Genomic DNA, 605 nt, shown 5'->3' on the forward strand with positions numbered 1-605 from the left:
CACCTGGTCGTGGACGGTGTGTCGTGGCGGATCCTGCTGCCCGATCTGCGTGCGGCCTGCGAGGCGGTGGCGGCGGGACGCCGGCCCGCGCTGGACGCGGTGGGTACGTCCTTCCGGCGCTGGTCCGACCTTCTGGCCCTGGACGCGGTGAGTGAGCGTCGTCGGGCGGAGCTTTCGGGGTGGGCACGGCTGTTGGACGGTGGGGATTCGTTGTTGGGCGGGCGGCCGTTGGATCCGGTGCGGGACACGGTGGGGGTGTTGCGGCGGTGTGAGTGGGGGTTGCCCGTGGGGGTGGTGGAGACGCTCGTGGGGCGTACCGCTGCGCTGTTCCACTGTGGTGTGCGTGAAGTGCTGTTGGCGACGCTGGCGGGGGCGGTGGCTGCTTGGCGGCCTGGCCTCGGTGACGACGTGCTGGTGGATGTGGAGGGCCATGGGCGTGAGTCGACGGCTGCGGGGGTGGATCTGTCGCGGACGGTGGGGTGGTTCACCAGTGTGTATCCGGTGCGGCTGGCCGTGGGCGGGACGGATCTGGGCCAGGCGCGGGCCGGGGGTCCGGCGGCCGGTGTGCTGCTGAAGGCGGTGAAGGAGCAGGTGCAGAATGTGCC

The 605-nt window shown here is 71.7% G+C and carries 1 protein-coding gene; it reads left to right on the forward strand.

Annotated features, from left to right (window positions below; all coding sequences use genetic code 11):
• On the forward strand, positions 1 to 605 hold a 605-nt coding region (locus tag ACTT8P_RS38410), incomplete at both ends, for a condensation domain-containing protein (protein WP_442836422.1).

The organism is Streptomyces sp. JW3 (assembly GCF_052216785.1).
GTDB lineage: Bacteria > Actinomycetota > Actinomycetes > Streptomycetales > Streptomycetaceae > Streptomyces.